The 14,659-nt window shown below is 65.9% G+C and carries 24 protein-coding genes; 20 read left to right on the top strand and 4 right to left on the bottom strand.

From position 1 onward, the window contains the following. The first annotated feature begins 12 nt into the window (after nt 1–12). The 15 genes from ACQ66H_RS18680 to ACQ66H_RS18610 are packed head-to-tail and all read left to right on the top strand — an operon-like array spanning nt 13 to nt 7,695. Nucleotides 13–222, top strand: a complete 210-nt coding sequence (locus tag ACQ66H_RS18680; protein ID WP_019916611.1) for a 4Fe-4S binding protein — start codon at nt 13–15, stop codon at nt 220–222. A gap of 7 nt (nt 223–229) precedes the next feature. Then, nucleotides 230–655: a HesB/IscA family protein gene (locus tag ACQ66H_RS18675; protein WP_019916612.1), complete on the top strand. Its 426-nt coding sequence runs from the start codon at nt 230–232 to the stop codon at nt 653–655. Between the two features lie 10 nt (nt 656–665). Beyond that, nucleotides 666–1,226, top strand: coding sequence for a tetratricopeptide repeat protein (locus ACQ66H_RS18670; protein WP_430435263.1), 561 nt, complete (start codon nt 666–668; stop codon nt 1,224–1,226). Further along, nucleotides 1,223–2,023, top strand: coding sequence for a 4Fe4S-binding leucine-rich repeat protein (locus tag ACQ66H_RS18665; RefSeq protein ID WP_430435262.1), 801 nt, complete (start codon nt 1,223–1,225; stop codon nt 2,021–2,023). The genes ACQ66H_RS18670 and ACQ66H_RS18665 overlap by 4 nt, the downstream gene beginning before the upstream one ends. Then, entirely contained in the window at nt 2,016–2,369 is a 354-nt protein-coding gene (locus ACQ66H_RS18660; RefSeq protein ID WP_019916615.1) for a nitrogen fixation protein NifZ, read from the top strand. The genes ACQ66H_RS18665 and ACQ66H_RS18660 overlap by 8 nt, the downstream gene beginning before the upstream one ends. Further along, complete coding sequence (locus tag ACQ66H_RS18655; protein ID WP_430435261.1) at nt 2,362–2,631, top strand: nitrogen fixation protein NifZ; 270 nt, start codon at nt 2,362–2,364, stop codon at nt 2,629–2,631. The genes ACQ66H_RS18660 and ACQ66H_RS18655 overlap by 8 nt, the downstream gene beginning before the upstream one ends. Before the next feature lie 14 nt (nt 2,632–2,645). Continuing rightward, nucleotides 2,646–3,017 (top strand): DUF3024 domain-containing protein, encoded by a 372-nt coding sequence (locus tag ACQ66H_RS18650; protein WP_430435260.1) that lies wholly within the window; start codon nt 2,646–2,648, stop codon nt 3,015–3,017. After that, nucleotides 3,014–4,150: a cysteine desulfurase family protein gene (locus tag ACQ66H_RS18645; RefSeq protein WP_430435259.1), complete on the top strand. Its 1,137-nt coding sequence runs from the start codon at nt 3,014–3,016 to the stop codon at nt 4,148–4,150. Before ACQ66H_RS18650 ends, ACQ66H_RS18645 begins: the two co-directional genes overlap by 4 nt. Before the next feature lie 30 nt (nt 4,151–4,180). Next, a complete protein-coding gene (gene nifT / locus ACQ66H_RS18640; RefSeq protein ID WP_019916619.1) occupies nt 4,181–4,396 on the top strand; it encodes a putative nitrogen fixation protein NifT in 216 nt (71 codons plus the stop codon). Nucleotide 4,397: 1 nt separating this feature from the next. Next, complete coding sequence (locus tag ACQ66H_RS18635; RefSeq protein WP_430435258.1) at nt 4,398–4,661, top strand: hypothetical protein; 264 nt, start codon at nt 4,398–4,400, stop codon at nt 4,659–4,661. A 14-nt stretch (nt 4,662–4,675) separates the two neighbouring features. Then, entirely contained in the window at nt 4,676–5,824 is a 1,149-nt protein-coding gene (locus ACQ66H_RS18630) for a DegT/DnrJ/EryC1/StrS family aminotransferase (protein ID WP_024300787.1), read from the top strand. A 21-nt stretch (nt 5,825–5,845) separates the two neighbouring features. Next, nucleotides 5,846–6,679, top strand: a complete 834-nt coding sequence (locus tag ACQ66H_RS18625) for an SIR2 family NAD-dependent protein deacylase (RefSeq protein WP_430435257.1) — start codon at nt 5,846–5,848, stop codon at nt 6,677–6,679. A gap of 50 nt (nt 6,680–6,729) precedes the next feature. After that, nucleotides 6,730–7,026, top strand: coding sequence for a 2Fe-2S iron-sulfur cluster-binding protein (locus tag ACQ66H_RS18620; protein WP_430435256.1), 297 nt, complete (start codon nt 6,730–6,732; stop codon nt 7,024–7,026). Nucleotides 7,027–7,076: 50 nt separating this feature from the next. After that, on the top strand, nt 7,077–7,310 hold the full coding sequence (locus ACQ66H_RS18615) for a hypothetical protein (protein ID WP_019916624.1): 234 nt from the start codon (nt 7,077–7,079) through the stop codon (nt 7,308–7,310). A gap of 19 nt (nt 7,311–7,329) precedes the next feature. Beyond that, nucleotides 7,330–7,695: a hypothetical protein gene (locus ACQ66H_RS18610; protein WP_430435255.1), complete on the top strand. Its 366-nt coding sequence runs from the start codon at nt 7,330–7,332 to the stop codon at nt 7,693–7,695. A gap of 11 nt (nt 7,696–7,706) precedes the next feature. Here the strand turns inward: ACQ66H_RS18610 and ACQ66H_RS18605 are convergent, their stop codons facing one another. Then, nucleotides 7,707–8,006 (bottom strand): DUF6156 family protein, encoded by a 300-nt coding sequence (locus ACQ66H_RS18605; protein ID WP_430435254.1) that lies wholly within the window; start codon nt 8,004–8,006, stop codon nt 7,707–7,709. 22 nt (nt 8,007–8,028) lie between these two features. Here ACQ66H_RS18605 and ACQ66H_RS18600 point away from each other — a divergent pair, with 22 nt between their 5' ends. Next, nucleotides 8,029–8,190, top strand: coding sequence for a hypothetical protein (locus ACQ66H_RS18600; RefSeq protein WP_198291452.1), 162 nt, complete (start codon nt 8,029–8,031; stop codon nt 8,188–8,190). 11 nt (nt 8,191–8,201) lie between these two features. On the opposite strand, the gene ACQ66H_RS18595 is transcribed toward ACQ66H_RS18600, so the two are convergent. From ACQ66H_RS18595 to ACQ66H_RS18585, 3 genes are all read right to left on the bottom strand, one after another. Then, nucleotides 8,202–8,633, bottom strand: coding sequence for an ArsC/Spx/MgsR family protein (locus tag ACQ66H_RS18595; RefSeq protein ID WP_430435253.1), 432 nt, complete (start codon nt 8,631–8,633; stop codon nt 8,202–8,204). 119 nt (nt 8,634–8,752) lie between these two features. Then, the gene (locus tag ACQ66H_RS18590; RefSeq protein ID WP_430435252.1) at nt 8,753–9,346 is read right to left on the bottom strand and encodes a hypothetical protein; all 594 of its coding nucleotides are present in this window, start codon (nt 9,344–9,346) and stop codon (nt 8,753–8,755) included. Further along, nucleotides 9,327–9,794 (bottom strand): group II truncated hemoglobin, encoded by a 468-nt coding sequence (locus ACQ66H_RS18585; RefSeq protein WP_430435251.1) that lies wholly within the window; start codon nt 9,792–9,794, stop codon nt 9,327–9,329. The genes ACQ66H_RS18590 and ACQ66H_RS18585 overlap by 20 nt, the downstream gene beginning before the upstream one ends. A gap of 457 nt (nt 9,795–10,251) precedes the next feature. On the opposite strand from ACQ66H_RS18585, the gene nifH reads away from it, so the two are divergent. From nifH to nifK, 4 genes are all read left to right on the top strand, one after another. Next, entirely contained in the window at nt 10,252–11,127 is an 876-nt protein-coding gene (nifH, locus tag ACQ66H_RS18580) for a nitrogenase iron protein (protein ID WP_430435250.1), read from the top strand. A 109-nt stretch (nt 11,128–11,236) separates the two neighbouring features. After that, nucleotides 11,237–12,691: a nitrogenase molybdenum-iron protein alpha chain gene (gene nifD, locus ACQ66H_RS18575; protein WP_430435249.1), complete on the top strand. Its 1,455-nt coding sequence runs from the start codon at nt 11,237–11,239 to the stop codon at nt 12,689–12,691. A 110-nt stretch (nt 12,692–12,801) separates the two neighbouring features. Then, nucleotides 12,802–12,939, top strand: a complete 138-nt coding sequence (locus ACQ66H_RS18570; protein WP_430435248.1) for a DUF3364 domain-containing protein — start codon at nt 12,802–12,804, stop codon at nt 12,937–12,939. Continuing rightward, nucleotides 12,936–14,360 (top strand): nitrogenase molybdenum-iron protein subunit beta, encoded by a 1,425-nt coding sequence (gene nifK, locus ACQ66H_RS18565; protein ID WP_430435247.1) that lies wholly within the window; start codon nt 12,936–12,938, stop codon nt 14,358–14,360. The genes ACQ66H_RS18570 and nifK overlap by 4 nt, the downstream gene beginning before the upstream one ends. Nucleotides 14,361–14,659: the final 299 nt, after the last annotated feature.

Raw genomic sequence — 14,659 nt, 5'->3', positions numbered from 1 at the left:
AAGGAGAGAACCATGTCTTTGAAGATCATTGCCAACCTCTGTACGGGCTGTTCGGCCTGTGAGCCGGAATGCCCGAACGAGGCGATCAGCGAGCTCAAGAACCTGTTTGTCATCGATCCCGACAAATGCACCGAATGCGAAGGCGATTACGACACCCCGCAGTGCGTCGCGGTGTGCCCGATCGACGACTGCATCCTCCCACTCCAGACCCAGGCTGCCTGAGGACAACATGACCCAACTGACCCTGACGCCGGCTGCGGCGAAATTCATCCAGCGCATGGTGCGCTTCTCCGGCGAACCGGAAGGCGCCGGCTTCCGCCTGCTGGTCAGCGCCGGCGGCTGCTCCGGCCTGAACTCCGAGTTCTCGGTCGTGGCGGCACCACAGAGCGGCGACTCGGTGGTCGAGGCCTCCGGCGTGCGGCTGTTCCTGCCGGCCGAATCGCGGCTGCTGCTCGAAGGCGTGACCGTCGATTTTGCCGACACGCCGACCAAGAGCGGGCTCACCTTCATCAACCCGAACCAGGCACCGTGCGCATGCAGCAGCAGCGCACCGGCCGGCGCGCCGGGCGTGCAGCAGCATGCGCACGGTCACGGCCATGGCCACGCGATGCCCGGCGTCGCGACGGTCGGCCTGGACGCCATCCGTCGCGGTTGAGGAGGCGGTCATGCCGGCGATCGATGCACACGACGATCTGGCCGACCCCGGCCTCGCCGTGCTCGGACGCGGGCTGCCACCCGAGGCCGAGGCGCTGATCGCGCGCGCCGGCCTGATCCGCAACCGGGTGGCCGAAGCGCAGGCCCTGCTCGACGAGGCGCACGCGCTGGCACCGTCGCACCCGGCGACGCTGATCGCGCTTTACCGCTTTCATTTCTACGGCAACCGGCTGCGCGCGGCGCGCGACGTCGGCGAGCGCGCCATCGCCTGTGCGGCGGCGGCGCTCGGTCTGCCGGTGGACTGGCGGCGGGTCGAGGCCGACGCGCGCTTTCGCGCGCTGGAGCCGATGCCGCGCTTCTGGCTGTTCTCGCTCAAGGGCTATGCCTATCTGAGCGCACGCCTGGGCGAACTCGACGTCGGGCGCGCCGCGCTGGCGAGGCTGGCGGTGATGGATCCCGACGACAAGATCGGTCACCGGGTGATCGGCGACGTGCTCGCGCGCATGGGACGCGACGACCTCGGTTACGAGGACTGTCCGGACATCGCGGAGCCGGTCGGAGTCACGCCATGATGAGCACCTTGCCGCAGGCCTCCTACGACCCGTCGGACGACATCCCGCCGCTTGCATGGAGCGGCGAGGAACTGGACTGTTCTCTGTGCGACGCGCTGTCGCAGGGGGCGCGCTGCGAACGCGGACACGCCTGCGTGCAGGACCGCTACGCCAAGCGCATCGACCGCTTCTTCCGCTGGAACCCGGGCCTCAGCAACGCCTTCCTGCATCACCCCTATTTCGAAGTGCGCGCCATCGCCTGTCGCCGCGCCGACGTATTCCATCTGCAGTCGCTGATCGACGACGAGGACGAGACGGTGCGCCTGTCGGTGGCGGTGCGGCTGCCGCTCACGCAGGTGGTGAAGCTGCGCGACGACCCGCACCGCGAGGTGCGCATCCGTGTCGCCATGCGGCTCGAAGGGCGCGAACTGCTCGCCATGGCCGGCGACGAGGACTACTACGTGCGCAAGCTGGTGGCGCAGCGCCTGCCCGCGGCACTGCTGCCGCGCATGCTCGACGACAGCGATCCCGAAGTCAGGCTGGAGGCGGTGCGGCGCCTGGACATGCCGGCATTGCTGCGCATGTGCGACGACCCGGAGATATCGATACGCAAGGACGTGGCGCAGCGGTTGCCGACGGTCCAGCTCTACCGCATGGCGCACGACCCCGCGTGGGAGGTGCGCTGGATCGTGGCCGGCCGTGCCGGCCGGGCGCTCGCACTGCAGATGTCGGCCGGCGACGAGGAAGCGGATGTGCGTGCCGAGGCGCGCGCTCGGCTGGACGAACTGAATCGGGAACAAGGAGATCGACATGGGTGACATCAGTCGCGACAGCGATACCGTCGAACTGACCGCGCCGCCGGTGTTCAAGTACGGCGAGCGCGTGGTGAGCCGCTACACGATACGCAACGACGGCACCTACTGCGGCAAGGATATCGGCGAGGTGCTGGCGAAGAAGGGCGACGTCGGCTTCGTCACCTCGATCGGCACCTTCCTGCAGCAGTACTACATCTACGCCGTCGAATTCCTCGGCACCGGCCACCGGGTCGGCATGCGCGGGCGCGAACTGGTGTCGCTCGACAACCTGCCGCCGCACGTGGTCGAGGTGCTGGGCGAGCGCGTCCATCAACTGGCAGCCATCAAGGTGGGAGGCGACGGTGTTTGAATTGCGCGAACCGAAGTTCCGCTGGGGTCAGCGCGTCGCCGCGACGATCGACCTGTTCAACGACGGCTCCCATCCCGAAGTGCCGGTTGACGCCCTGCTGGTGGCGGAGGGCGCGGCCGGCGAGGTGGTGCAGATCGGCCACCACGAAGAAGCCAACATTCCGATTTACATGGTCGAGTTCGCCGACGGTCCGAGCGGTGTCGATGGCGCGCCGCGCCCCTGCGTGATCGGCGTGCTGGAAGAGGAGATCGCGCCGGTCTGACCGGTGCGCGCGCGATGAACGTCCATGCCCTGAGCCCGCTCCGCAACGCGCCGGCGCCCGTCGGCAGCGTGGTCGTGGCCGAGACCGAACTGCTGCGCCGGCGCGTGCTGCGCGCGCTGGCTGCCCGCGAGCGCTATCGCTACGTGCATCCGGCGCTGCACGACACCGACGACGGCTGGATCATCACCAGCCCCTGCTGCTCGCGTAATGTCGATCCGGAGGGCGGAACGATAGACATCGCGCGCATCCGCCACGAGGACGCGAGCTGGGTGCTCTATGCCTGCGACCACCTGCTGGGCGGCTGGGTGCACCACTCGCGCTCGAACAGCCTCGATCGCCTGCTCGATCTCATCGTGCACGACCCGCACCGGGTGTTCTGGCCATGATCTATCTTGATCACAACGCGACCACACCACCGCTGCCCGAGGTGATCGAGGCGGTGACCGCGTGCCTGCGCGATGACTGGGGTAATCCCTCGTCCAAGCACGGCTTCGGTCAGCGCGCGAAGTCGGCGCTGGCGGCCGCGCGCGCCGAGGTGGCGGCGCTGGCCGGCACGCAGCCGGCCGAGGTGGTGTTCACCAGCGGCGCAACCGAAGCGAACAACCAGGTGCTGGCCGGCGCGCTGTCGCGTCCCGGCGTGCCGCCGCGGGTGCTGCTGTCGGCGGTCGAGCACGCCGGCTTCCTGAAGGCGGCGCAACGCATGCGCGACTTCGGTGTCGAGGTCGAGCTGCTGCCGGTGGATGGGCGCGGTGTGCTGCGCCTCGACGCGCTGCACGCCGCGCTCGAACGCCCGGCCGCGCTGCTGTCGGTGATGGCGGCCAACAATGAGACCGGCGTGCTGCAGCCGGTGGTCGAGGTCGCCGCCGCCGCGCGCGCGGCCGGCGTGCCGCTGCATGTTGACGCCACCCAGCAGGCCGGCCGCCTGCCACTCGATTTCGCGGGTTGGGGCGTGGACCTGATGTCGATGTCCGCCCACAAGTTCGGCGGCCCGAAGGGCTGCGGCGCGCTGGTCGCTCGCAAGGGACTGAGCTGGCCGGCGCTGCTGCCGGGCCAGCAGGAGCGCGGCCGCCGCGGCGGTACCGAGAACATGCCGGGTATCGCCGGCTTTGCCGTCGCGGCGCGTCAGGTGCGCGCCTCGATGCAGGCCGAAGCGCTGCGCCAGGGCGCGCTGCGCGACGCGCTGGAGGACGCGCTGCGCGAAACGCTGACCGGCCTGACGGTGTTCGGCGAAGGCGCGCCGCGCCTGCCCAATACGCTGTTCATCGCCGTCGCCGGCCAGTCGGCCGACCGTCTGCTGGGCCGGCTGGAGCGCGAAGGCATCCTCGCTGCATCGGGGGCGGCCTGTTCGTCCGGCGGCAGCGAGCCGTCGCACGTGCTGGCCGCGATGGGCGTGCCGCCCACGCTCGCACGCGATGCGATCCGCCTGTCGCTCGGTCGCGACACCGACGGCGAACACCTCGCCCGTGTCGTCCATGTACTGCGCAGTCTGCAATCCGAAACGGCCGCCGCTGCGGCCTGAACTCGACACGTCACCACGAGGAAGTCCGCCATGAAAGTCATGATCCGCAAGAGCAGCAAGGGCGAACTGTCGCTCTACGTGCCGAAGAAGGACCTGGAAGAACCCATCGTGCAGATGGAGCGCCCGGACATGTGGGGCGGCCAGATCACGCTCGCCAACGGGTGGACGCTGGACCTGCCCGAGATGGCCGCCGACACCCGGCTGCCGATCACGGTGGAGGCCCGCCTGACCGGCGGACGCGAGTGACGTGGCGCTGAGCGCAGATCAGTTGGGCGAGATCGCCCGCATCGCGCTGGCGGCACCGACGCTGGGCGAGGCCATCGCTGGCGTGCGCCGCGCTCTGCCCGGCGTGCGCGCCTCGGCGGTCGATGCCTTCGACATGCGTGGCGAGACGCCGGCGCTGCGCATCGGCGACCGCGATCTGTTCCTGATGCACAGCGACGGACATTGCTGGTCGGTCACGCCCGACCCGCTGGCGGCGCACGGCATCGTGCTGACCCAGCACACCTGAACCGGGAGATGAACATGGACAGCGACTGGATACCGCTTTCACTCGCCGACGTCGGCGAACGCGAAGCACAGCTGGTGGAGCAGGTGATGCGTTCCGGCCGGCTGTCGGGCGGCCCGATGGTGGAAGCTTTCGAGTCGGTGTTCGCCGACCTGCACGGGCGCCGCTATGCCGTGGCCGTGTCGAGCGGCATGGCGGGTGCCTGGATGGCGCTGCGCGCGCTCGGCATCGGCCCCGGTGACGAAGTGATCGCCAGCGCCTACAGCTGGCACCACATCGCGCACGCCATCGTGCATGCGGGTGCCACGCCGGTACTGGCCGACATCGACTACTGGTCCGGTGCGGTGGCGCCGGAATCGGTGCTGACGCGCATCACGCCGAATACGCGCGCCATCATCGGCAACAACTGCAACGGCCATCCGGCCGCCTGGAAGCCGCTGCGCGACATTGCCGACGCACACGGGCTGGCGCTGATCGAGGATTCGACCGAAGCGATCGGCTCGCGCTACCTCGGCGAACTGGTCGGCACCTTCGGCGACCTGTCGATCTTCGACTTCTCGCAACCGCTGGCGCTGAACTGCGGCGAGGGCGGCATGGTGCTGACCGACGACGCGCGCCTGGCCAGCGAACTGCGCTACCTGCGCGCGCACGGGCTGAGCGACCGCAATTCGGTGTCGGTCGGCAGCCGCGTGCCCTTCTCGGCCAACATGAGCGACGTCACCGCGGCCATCGGCATCGCCCAGGCCGAGCGCATCGACGAAATCCACGCGCGGCGCAAGCAGGTCGAGGTCTGGTACCACGAGCAGATGCAGACCTTCGAGGGCATCAAGCCGCCCTATCTGGCGCAGGATGTCGATGAGGTGCACTGGATGCTCTACGTCGTGCATCTGGGCAAGCGCTTCACCGCCAGCGCGCGTGCGCAGCTGATCGAGGATCTCGACACCGAAGCGATCGAGGCGGCCGCCTACAGCCGGCCGCTGCACCAGCAGTTCCATTACCAGAGCTACGGCTACAAGCGCGGCCAGCTCGCCAACACCGACCGCATCGCCGATCGCTCTCTGGCCTTGCCCTTCCACGGCTTCATCGAGCAGGACGAAGTGCGCTTCGTGGTGAAGACGCTGAAGGACGCGGCCACCAACGTCGGCGCTGGCGCCGCCATCTACTGAACCGCGTTACGAGGACGAGTCATGACATCCCCCCTGACCCAATTGCCGGCCGAGATCGAAGCAGGGCTGCGCGCCGGCCGCGTCGTGCCCTATCTGGGCCCCGGCATGCTGTCGCTGGTGCCGCAGTACGCGGTGCCCGGTACGCCCGAGGCGCTGGTCGCGCTACTCACCGCCAAGGTGTCGGTGCCGCACAAGATACGTGGTCGGCTGACCCAGGCGGCGCAGTTCATCGAGAACTTCAAGCACCGCAAGACGGTGGTTGACCTGATGAACAACGCCTTCGCGGCAGCCCCGTCGGCCTCGCCGCTGCATGCCTGGCTGGCCAGCCTGAATCTGCCGCTCATCGTCAACACCTGGTACGACGAGGCGATGTTGACCGCGCTGCACGAGGCCGGCGTCAAGTGGGGCGAGGTGCAGGGCCTGTCGCAGTCGGAACACTTCGGCAGCTGGACCGGCTGGTACGACCGCGACGGCAATCCGCTGCCCGATCGCGCGCCCGACTGGGCGACGCTGCTGTACAAGCCGATCGGCTCGACCAGCCCGGCCGGCAACTACCTGGTGTCGGATTCCGACTATGTCGAGGTGCTGACCGAGATCGACATCCAGACGCCTATTCCGCAGGAAGTGCAGGCGCTGCGCAGCGGCCGCAGCTTCCTCTTCCTCGGCTGCCGCTTCAACGACCAGCTCACCCGTTCGTTCGCGCGCCAGATCATGAAGCGCTCGAGCGACCGTCACTGGGCGCTGCTGCCGGACGAGCCGACGCGGATGGAGGCGAAATTCCTGGCCGAACAGAACATCACCCGCATCGCGCTGCCGCTGGACAGCCTCGCCGCCGTGTCGGCGCAGGCGGCCTGAGCGCGGCGCATCGCCCACCGATTTCACACACACCGACAAGGAGAAGCGCCATGCCACTGCTCACCATCATGCCGTCGGGAACGGCACTCGAAGTCGCACCGGGAACCACCCTGCTCGCCGCCATCCTGTCCGCCGGCGAGAAGCTGATCAGCAAGTGCGGCGGCCAGGCCCAGTGCGGCGCCTGTCACATCGCGGTCAACGAGGGGCGCAAGAGTCTGTCGAAGACGACGCGCGCCGAGAACGAGAAGCTCGACGCGCTGGTCGGCGTCAGCTCGAAATCGCGCCTGGCCTGTCAGGCGCAGATGGGCGAAGAGAACGTGACGGTCGAGCTGCTCAGCTTCGTCTGATCGCGTCCACGCCACCCCGACAAGAACCGGACAACAGGAAGAACAACATCATGAGTTACGACGCAATCAAGGCCGATCGCGGCCTCTGTACCGGCAACCGCCTCGGCGCAGCCGGCAAGTGCAATGGCCAGACCTTCCAGTGCGAATGCGGCCATGTCGGCTGCCGCCAGACCTATGACGACAGCTGCACCGGACAGGCCTTCTCGGCCGGCTGGCGCTGCGTCAAGTGCGGCGCGGTCGGCAAGATGACGCGGCTGAACTACGAATACCGCATCGGTGCCTGAGTCGCGAGGCTCGACGGCGATGACCGAAGCGCTTTTCAGTGCTGCGTCGCTGGCCATGCTGGACGAGGCCTGCAGCGGCGTGCTCATCCTCGGCGAGGGGCTGGAGCGCGACGAGTTCCTGTCGTCGCGGCTGACCCGCGCCGAGGTGGGCCGCCTGCTGCTGATCATCGCCCGGCTGATGGACGGCCTGCCGGCGGAAGCCAGCCGCCGCCTGCCGGAGATCGACTGGACCGGCTGGTCATTGCTGACGCGCACGCTGCCCGACCAGGGGCCGGCCAGCGACGACACGCTGTGGTTCGCCCTCACCTCGCTGGTGCCGGCCACGCTGATGTGGCTGCGGCTCTACCGCCAGCGCGAGCCGGCGCTGTTCGCGTTCGCCGGCTGAGGCGGCGTCGATCAGGCGGGGAAGTCGACCACCTGCGGTTCTTCGTCACCGATGACGATGCAGGCACGCAGCAGGCGACCGTCGGCACTCCAGCTGTATTCGTGACGCATCTCGGTTTCACCGTAGACCTTCTTCTCGGCGCGGACGATGCGGCCAGCCGTGTCGTAGTTGACCTGGAACCAGGTGTTGCGGTTGCGCAGCGCGTCCGGCTGCAACTCTTCGGCGAACTGCAGCGGCAGTTTCACACCGCGGTAGGTGAGGAAGTAGCGGGTGGTCGTCGAGGGCGAAGGGGAGAGCGATGGCGAGGACATGGTTGAGCGGATGTCGATGACAGTGAAGCAGTTGATCGTGGCCTTGCAGGGCCTGCCGGCCGACGCCACCGTGCTGCTGGAGGGCGACGACGGCTATTCCCCGCTCGGCTCGCTGGAACTGCTGGGCAACGGTGGCGTGCTGCCCGACGAAGTGGTGCTGCAGCCGGACATGACGCCGGACTGAGCGGCGATTTTTCATTCCGTCGGGCGGCACGAAGCCATGCCGCCGGCGGCACAACCTTCCGACGTTTCACGCAGCCGTGCCGCGGCGTCCGGCGTCAGGCCTATCCAGCGGTCCACTGCCGGTGGATCGAAGCCGACCCGCCGCTCCGCGCCCACCTGCAGCAGCGGCCGCCGTATCAGCAGCGGCTCGGCCAGCAGCAACGCCAGCGCCTCTGTCCGGCCAAGCGACTCCGGTTGCACCTCACCGCTCTTCACGCGCGGCGCAGCGCGGTTGAACCAGTCGGCCACCGGCAAGGGGTCGAGGAAGTCGAGCAATGACGCCGCTGTCCATGGCTCGGTCAGCAGACTGCGTACCGAAAGCTGGTGGCCGGCATCGCGCAGCCACTGCTTCTGCCGCGCGTTGCCGGCACAGCCCGGCTTTTCGAAGAAGACAATGTGTGCCATTTCACCGATCCATCAGTGCGACGCGCCGCCCGCGTAACCGGTTGACTGTGCAAAGCCGACCGTGGAACTGCGCAGCCCCCTTGGGGGGCAGCGAGCGAAGCGAGCGTGGGGGCCCACACTCAAACCGGGCGGTTTTCGTACAGATTGCGCACCGGGCCCATCAGCTTCAGACCTTCCTCGTAGCTGATCTCCGGGAACTTGCCGGTGAACTTCATCGCGGCGTTGACGACCGCGTCCAGCTTGCCGGCGGTGTCCAGCTTCTTCAGGTCGTTCTTCTCCAGATAGAGCAGCTCCAGCGTCTCGTTATAGACGGTGGCTTCGTCGATCGGCAGCACGTGGAAGGTCGCACCGCCGTACTGCACCTGGTACTTCTTCGACAGGTCGATGTTGTCGCAGAACACGATGTACTTGCCCTGCGGCGACAGCGCATCGCCCAGTACTTCGGCCAGCATCTTCAGGTACTCGAAGGACAGCAGGAAGCAGGTCAGGAAGGCGATGTGCGTTTCGCCCTCGTGCGCCGCAGCCATCACCTGGTCGCTGCTGATTTCGGGCGGACGGGCCTCGTCGGCGAACTGCTGCGCGAACTTCAGCGCGATGTCGCCGCGGAAGCCGACACGGCCCGGCTTGTGCGTCGGTCCCTTGAACACGGCGTTGAGCAGCCGCTTCTCGTTTTCCAGTGCGGCAAAGGCGGAGCTAGCGATGGTGATGCTCATGGTGATTCCCCTGATCGTTGCGGATGAAATCCGCGGTCTTGAAAAAGGCCTGCTCCAGTTGCATGCGCAGTTCGCCGTCGCTGACGACTTCCTGCAGGGCGGCGCGCATGCAGTTCATCCACGCGTCGCGTTCGGCCGGGCCGATCGCGAATGCGAGGTGCTTGCGCCGCAGACGCGGATGGCCACGTTCGACCGAGTAGCGCTGCGGACCGCCCATCCATTCGACGAGGTAATTCACCAGTACGCGCTTGACGTCGGTGAGGTTGACACCGTGCATGGCGCGTATGCCCTGTGCGTCCGGGCGCTCGCTCATGTGTGCATAGAAGCGGTTGACCAACTGAACGATCGCCGCTTCGCCACCGATGCGGGCGAAGTGCGGGTTCTGCGTACCTGCAGTCGAACTGACCGAAGGCGCGGCGACTGGAACGACGGGTTCTTGCGTGGACATGGACGTGTCTTTGCTGGGCGGATGCGTGACCACAGCAAGTGCCGTACCCGTTGCGTCTTCCTGGTCCGGCATCAGGCCTGACTGCGCGCCGGAACGCCCGCCGGCGCGCCCGATGACGCATTGGCCACACAGCTCAGGTGGCCCTGTGTCGGCTCTGTCGCAGCCCGGTCAATCCTCACAGCGCTGGGCTGATTGTCGCGTTTGTCGTACCGCCCGGCGACTCATGAAAACGTCGGTCGGAGGCGCGGAAACGACGTCTGCAAGCCGTTTATCGACAACGCATGATGAATGGCACGGCAGTTGCTGAACAGGCCGTGCACCGACCATGACTTGCCGCCAATGGCTGACCACGAAGACCAACAATGGGCACGAGGGGCTGCATCCGGTGGCGCGGTACGTGGCCAATGATCGCTTGGTCAGCGGCAATCAACTGTTCATCGACTCAGGAGAATCAAACATGGCATCTCTCAGACAAATCGCCTTCTATGGCAAGGGCGGCATCGGCAAGTTGACCACCTCCCAGAACACCCTGGCCGCTCTGGCCGAAATGGGTCAGAAGATCCTCATCGTCGGCTGCGACCCGAAGGCCGACTCGACCCGCCTGATCCTGCACGCAAAGGCACAGGACACCATCCTGTCGCTGGCCGCCGAAGCCGGTTCGGTCGAGGACCTGGAGCTCGAGGACGTCATGAAGATCGGCTACCGCGACATCCGCTGTGTCGAATCCGGTGGCCCGGAACCCGGCGTCGGCTGCGCCGGTCGCGGTGTCATCACCTCGATCAACTTCCTCGAAGAGAACGGCGCCTATGACGGCGTCAACTACGTGTCCTACGACGTGCTGGGCGACGTTGTGTGCGGTGGCTTCGCGATGCCGATCCGCGAAAACAAGGCGCAGGAAATCTACATCGTCATGTCCGGCGAAATGATGGCCATGTACGCCGCCAACAACATCTCCAAGGGCATTCTGAAGTACGCCAATTCGGGTGGTGTGCGCCTGGGCGGCCTGGTGTGCAACGAGCGCCAGACCGACAAGGAACTGGAACTGGCCGAGTCGCTGGCCAAGATGCTGGGTTCGCGTCTGATCCATTTCGTGCCGCGCGACAACATCGTCCAGCACGCCGAGCTGCGTCGCATGACGGTGCTCGAGTACGCGCCGGATTCCAAGCAGGCCAACGAGTACCGCGATCTGGCGCAGAAGGTTCACGCCAACGCCGGCAACGGCACGATTCCGACCCCGATCACGATGGACCAGCTCGAAGACCTGCTGATGGAGCACGGGATCATGAAGCAGGTCGACGAATCGGAAGTCGGCAAGGCTGCCGCCGCCGCCTGAGCACCCGAGAGTCGAGGGTCGGGAGCCGCGGGCGTCGCCCGCAGGCTCCCGGCCTCCGCCGGCGACAACCGTGGTTCTCTACCCTCAGCTCTCGACAAGGAGTGATCAAATGAGCATGACCATAGACGAAAAGAAGGCCCAGAACGCAGCGCTGATCGAAGAAGTGCTGAAGGCCTATCCCGAGAAGACCGCGAAGAAGCGTGCCAAGCACCTCAACGTGCACGAGGAAGGCAAGCCTGACTGCGGCGTCAAGTCGAACATCAAGTCGCTGCCCGGTGTGATGACCATCCGCGGCTGTGCCTACGCAGGTTCCAAGGGCGTGGTGTGGGGCCCGATCAAGGACATGATCCACATTTCCCACGGCCCGGTCGGTTGCGGCCAGTACTCGTGGGCGGCTCGCCGCAACTACTACATCGGCGTCACCGGTGTGGATACCTTCGTCACGATGCAGTTCACCTCCGATTTCCAGGAGAAGGACATCGTGTTCGGCGGCGACAAGAAGCTGGAAGTCATCATGGACGAGATCCAGCAGCTGTTCCCGCTCAACAAGGGCATCTCGGTGCAGTCCGAGTGCCCGATCGGCCTGATCGGCGACGACATCGAAGCGGTGTCGAAGAAGAAGTCGAAGGAATACGACGGCCACACCATCGTGCCGGTGCGCTGCGAAGGTTTCCGCGGCGTCAGCCAGTCGCTGGGTCACCACATCGCCAACGACGCCATCCGCGACTGGGTGTTCGACAAGACCGAGGACAAGCGCCCGGACTTCGTGTTGACCCCGTACGACGTGGCCATCATCGGTGACTACAACATCGGCGGCGACGCTTGGTCGAGCCGCATCCTGCTGGAAGAGATGGGCCTGCGCGTGATCGCCCAGTGGTCGGGCGACGGCACCATCGCCGAGCTGGAGAACACCCCGAAGGCCAAGCTCAACGTGCTGCACTGCTACCGCTCGATGAACTACATCTCGCGGCACATGGAAGAGAAGTACGGCATTCCCTGGGTGGAATACAACTTCTTCGGCCCGTCCAAGATCGAGGAGTCGCTGCGCGAGATCGCCTCGCACTTCGACGACAAGATCAAGGAGAACACCGAGAAGGTGATCGCCAAGTACAAGCCGCTGATGCAGGCGGTGATCGACAAGTACCGTCCGCGCCTGGAAGGCAAGAAGGTGATGCTGTTCGTCGGCGGTCTGCGCCCGCGCCACGTCATCGGCGCCTACGAGGATCTGGGCATGGAAGTGGTCGGCACCGGCTACGAATTCGGCCACAACGACGACTATCAGCGCACCACGCACTACGTCAAGGACGGCACGCTGATCTATGACGACGTCACCGGTTACGAATTCGAGAAGTTCGTCGAGAAGGTGAAGCCCGATCTGGTCGGTTCCGGCATCAAGGAAAAGTACGTGTTCCAGAAGATGGGCGTGCCCTTCCGCCAGATGCACAGCTGGGACTACTCCGGTCCGTACCACGGCTACGACGGCTTCGCCATCTTTGCCCGCGACATGGACATGGCGATCAGCTCGCCGATCTGGGGCCTGACCAAGGCTCCGTGGAAGAAGTAAGCGCAGTGCAACGTAGGGTGGGTTGAGGGCACCGAAACCCACCGTTCCCGACATCCGTGTCGCAGGGCGGGGCGCAGCCCCTGCCCACCCTACACTCAGGAGTGTTCAACATGCCTCAATCAGCCGACAAGATCCTCGACCACGAACTGCTGTTCCGCGAACCGGAATACCAGCAGATGCTGGCGGACAAGAAGTCCCAGTTCGAGTTCAACCACGCCGACGCCAAGATCCAGGAGATCGTCGAGTGACCAAGACCGAGGACTACAAGCAGAAGAACTTCGCTCGTGAAGCGCTTACGGTCAATCCCGCCAAGGCCTGCCAGCCGCTGGGTGCCGTCTATGTCGCCAACGGCTTCCACAAGACCCTGTCCTTCGTGCATGGCTCGCAGGGCTGTGTCGCCTACTACCGTTCGCACTTCTCGCGTCACTTCAAGGAGCCGACCTCCTGCGTGTCGTCGTCGATGACCGAGGACGCGGCCGTGTTCGGTGGCCTGAACAACATGATCGACGGCCTCGCCAACTCGTACAACCTGTACAAGCCGGACATGATCGCGGTGTTGACCACCTGCATGGCGGAAGTTATCGGCGACGACCTGAACGCCTTCATCAAGACCTCGAAGGAGAAAGGCAGCGTACCGGCCGAGTTCGACGTGCCGTTCGCCCACACGCCGGCCTTCGTCGGCAGCCACATCACCGGCTACGACAACGCGCTGCTCGGCATCCTGCGTCACTTCTGGGACGGCAAGGCCGACACCGCCGCCAAGCTCGAGCGCAAGGCGGACGAGTCGATCAACTTCATCTTCGGCTTCGACGGCTTCGTCGTCGGCAACATGAAGGAAATGAAGCGCATCCTCGACCTGTTCGAGATCGACTACAACATCCTGTGCGATCCGTCCGAGGTCTGGAATACGCCGACCGATGGCGAGTTCCGCATGTACGAGGGCGGCACCACCAAGGAAACGGTCGAGCGCGCGATCAACGCCAAGGCCACGGTCATCTTCCAGGAGTTCTGCTGCGAAAAGACCGCGAAGTTCATCGCCGAGCATGGTCAGGAAGTGGTGCTGCTGAACAGCCCGATCGGCGTCGCCGGCACCGACAAGTTCCTGATGGAACTGTCGCGCCTCACCGGCAAGCCCATCCCTGAAGTGCTGGAGAAGGAGCGCGGTTACCTGGTCAACGCGATGGCCGATTCGCAGGCTCACCTGCACGGCAAGCGCTATGCGATGTACGGTGACCCGGACATGATGCTGGGCCTGACCGAGTTCCTGCTGGAACTGGGTGCCGAGCCGGCACACATCCTGGCCACCAATGGCGAGAAGGAGTGGGAGGCTCGGGTGCAGAAGGTGCTGGATGCCTCGCCCTACGGCGCCGGCTGCAAGGTGTACCCGAAGCGCGACCTGTGGCACATGCGTTCGCTGCTCTACACGGAACCGGTTGACTTCCTGATCGGCAACACCTACGGCAAGTATCTGGAACGTGACACCGGCACCCCGCTGATCCGCATGGTGTTCCCGATCTTCGATCGCCACCACTACCATCGCTACCCGATCTGGGGCTACGAAGGCGGCATGCGCGTGCTGGTGATGCTGCTCGACGAGTTCTTCGAGTCGATCGACGTGAACACCATCGTTCCGGGCAAGACCGACTACTCGTACGACATCATCCGCTGATACAGCGTCCTCTCGCGCCGCGCCGGCATGCATCATGCCGGCGCGGCGTTTTTTTGGGGCAGGATGCATGCATTGCCCCGGGCTCCCGCACCAGCTCTGGCGCGCCCCTTGTGGGAGCGGCCTTGGCCGCGATGCTGCCATGGCACGTCGCCGCCTCCGATTCAGGCCGCAATCGCGAGCAAGCTCGCTCCCACAAACGCTGGCTCTGACCGCGGACAGCGAGTGTTCGTGTGGGAGCGGCCTTGGCCGCGATACGGTCGTCGCGGTCCGCAGGCCTCGATGCGGGTTGTTGTCGGGGT

The sequence above is a fragment of the Methyloversatilis sp. genome, assembly GCF_965284615.1.
In the GTDB taxonomy this organism is placed as follows: domain Bacteria; phylum Pseudomonadota; class Gammaproteobacteria; order Burkholderiales; family Rhodocyclaceae; genus Methyloversatilis.
The sequence above is the reverse complement of the archived record's forward strand: the minus strand, read 5'-3'. Positions and strand labels throughout refer to the sequence as shown.